The 2,905-nt window shown below is 62.3% G+C and carries 2 protein-coding genes; both read left to right on the top strand.

The features are described from left to right. Positions 1-111: 111 nt before the first annotated feature. Positions 112-861, top strand: coding sequence for a tetratricopeptide repeat protein (locus VEZ52_RS10200; protein WP_324836709.1), 750 nt, complete (start codon positions 112-114; stop codon positions 859-861). A gap of 127 nt (positions 862-988) precedes the next feature. Continuing rightward, entirely contained in the window at positions 989-2,839 is a 1,851-nt protein-coding gene (gene iorA / locus VEZ52_RS10195; RefSeq protein WP_324836708.1) for an indolepyruvate ferredoxin oxidoreductase subunit alpha, read from the top strand. The last annotated feature ends 66 nt before the right edge of the window (positions 2,840-2,905 follow it).

The following is a 2,905-nucleotide window of genomic DNA, read 5'->3' as shown; positions in this document are numbered from 1 at the left end:
TGATTCTGGCCTAAGAAAAAAGCTTCCGTCCAGCTCCGCCGATCATGGAACGCGCAGGGCAAACGCGCGGAAAAACTACGGCGGTTCCGCCTCCCTAAGGAGTTTTGATACATGAATCCGCAAAAGAATCAAGGCGCAGAGGATTCCCCCCTGTTGCGCGACCTTCAGGCAGAAGTCAGCTCCGAAAGCGCCCCCATGCTCCAGTTTATGCTGCGCCACGCTGGCACCATAGCCAGCATTGTGGTGCTGTTTGTGCTGGTTCTGGCTGGTTCGGGCATCTGGCGCTGGTACAGCACGTCCAAAAACGATGAGGCGCGGCAGTCGCTTGCGCGCATTGTGCTGCAAACCAGCGGCCCCGCGCAGGTCAAGGAACTTGCCGCCCTGGCGGAAAAAGCTCCCTCTGACGTGAAGTTTTCCGCCTATCTGGCCCTGGGCCAAAGCGCCATGAGCAACGGCGACAACGCCACTGCCGCAGATGCCTTTGCCAAGGCCGCCAAGGAAAGCGAAGGCCCCCTTGCGCTGATTGCCGGCATGAACGAGGCCGGAGCCATGCTCAAGGCCGGAAAATACGCCGATGCTCTTGCCCTGCTGCAAAAGCTGCAAGCCGCGCTGCCGGGTGAAGTTACCGCTCCCCAGCTCAAGCAGATGATGGCCGAAGCCGCCGTTGCCGCCGGGCAGACAGAACAGGCCGCCCGCATCTATCTTGCCCTCTCGCGCGAGGCGCAGGGCCTCAACAGCGAATATTTCCGCGCCCGCGCAACCACGCTGGCCCCTAAAATTGTTGAAGAAGAAGCCGCCCAGACTGCGACCCCGGCAGCGCCAGACGGCGCTGGGGAAAAATCTTCCGGCAAAGCCCAGTAAACATCTCTTCGCAAGCCCGCGCATGTGCAAACAGCGCGGGCTTGCGTCATTGTAGGCGGGGCCGCATGGGCCGCGCCATTTTGCATCCAGTTGCGGTTCAGGCGATATGCCTGAGCCTGGAGGGAACATGAGCAATCATCCGCTGTTGCAGGGCGCTCGCGGCGAGCGGCACCTGCTGTTGGGAAACGAAGCCATTGTGCGCGGCGCGCTTGAAGCGGGTGTGCATATGGTCAGTTGTTACCCTGGCACTCCGTCTTCGGAAGTGCCGGACACGTTCCACCGCCTAGGCGGCGAAGGCCGCTACCGGCTGGAATATTCCGTCAATGAAAAGGTAGCCATGGAAGTGGCCGCCGGTGCCGCCCTTGGCGGCGCCATGAGCCTCGTGACCATGAAGCACGTGGGCGTCAACGTGGCCGCAGACCCGCTGTTCACCTCCGTTTACACTGGCCTGCCTGGCGGCATGGTCTTGCTGACGGCAGACGACCCCGGCTGCCACTCGAGCCAGAACGAACAGGACAACCGCACCTATGCGCGCTTTGCCCTGCTGCCCTGTTTTGAGCCTGCCTCCGCGCAGGAAGCCAAGGACATGACCCGCGAGGCCTTTCGTCTTGCCCGCGAGTTGCAACAGCCCGTGATGCTGCGCACCACCACGCGCGTCAGCCACATGCGCGGCGCAGTGGATTTTGACGACCTGCCCGCCACCCAGCCCAAGGTTGAGTTCAAGCGCGACCCGAGCCGGTTTGTGCCGGTTCCCGCTGTGGCCCGCAAGCGCCATCTGCTGCTCGACGGCATCATTGAAAAGGCCCGCCAGTTTGCGGAATCCAGCCGCTTCAATACGGTGCATGAACCCCAGACGCCCACGCGCCTCGGCATCATCACCAGCGGCGTGGCCCGCAATTATCTGGCCGATGCCCTTTCGGCTGGCGGCTGGGGAGACCGTGTACGCGTGCTTGAGCTTGGCATGACCTGGCCCCTGCCCACCGCCATGATCACCGAATTTCTGCGCGGCTGCGACCGTGTGCTGGTGCTTGAAGAAGGCGTTGACCTGCTGGAGCAGGACATCCGCGCCCTGGTGCAGAAGCAGGACATCCACGTGCGCATTGAAGGCAAGGATTCCGGCCTCACCGGTCAGGGTGAATACTCCACCACCCTTGTCATGCGCCGCCTTTCCTCCTGGCTCGACACGCCCTGTCCGGCAAAGCCCGTGCGCAGCGTTGACATGGATCTGCCGGGCCGCCCGCCGAACCTCTGCGCCGGTTGCTCGCACCGCGCCGTCTACTATGCCGCACGGCAGGTTTTTGGCGACGATGCCTTCTATTCCAGCGACATCGGCTGTTACACCCTCGGTCTGCTGCCGCCCCTGCGCGCTGCGGATTTTCTGGTGTGCATGGGTTCCTCCATATCCGCAGGCAGCGGCTTTGCCCGCGCATCGGAAAAACCCGTGGTGGCCTTTATCGGCGACTCCACGTTCTTCCACTCCGGCATGACGGGCCTTGCCAACGCGGTTTTCAACCAGCATGACATTATTCTGGTCATTCTGGACAACGGCACCACGGCCATGACCGGCCATCAGCCCAACCCCGGCATGGTGCAGGACATGCTCGGCTCCATGAGCCAGCACATGGATATCGAAGCCATTGTGCGCGCCATGGGCGTTACCCAGTGCGCCAAGGTGCGCTCTTTCAACGTCAAGGCCGTCACCAAGGCGCTGGAAGAAATGAAGGCCCAGAGCGGCGTGCGAGTGCTGATTACCGAAGAGCCCTGCGTGCTGTATGCCCGCCGTCAGCTCAAAAAGGCTCAGCCCCAGGTGGCCGAAGTGGCCCAGCAGGGACCGGAAGCCATGCGCTGCCTTGAGCAGCTGGCCTGCCCCGCCTTTTACCGCGAGGGCGACAATCTTGCTGTAGACGCCACGCTCTGCACGGGCTGCATGGTCTGTTTGCAGGTTGCGCCCACGGCCTTCAAGGCGCGGAAGCGGTAGGGAGATATTATGAAGACACAAGAAATGCAGAAGCGGATGCGTATATTCTTTACCGGCGTGGGCGGT

Origin of the sequence: Desulfovibrio sp. (genome assembly GCF_035644575.1) — a bacterium.
Taxonomy (GTDB): Bacteria; Desulfobacterota; Desulfovibrionia; order Desulfovibrionales; family Desulfovibrionaceae; genus Desulfovibrio.
Note: the sequence above shows the minus strand (reverse complement) of the source record. Positions and strands in the feature narration are given on the sequence as shown.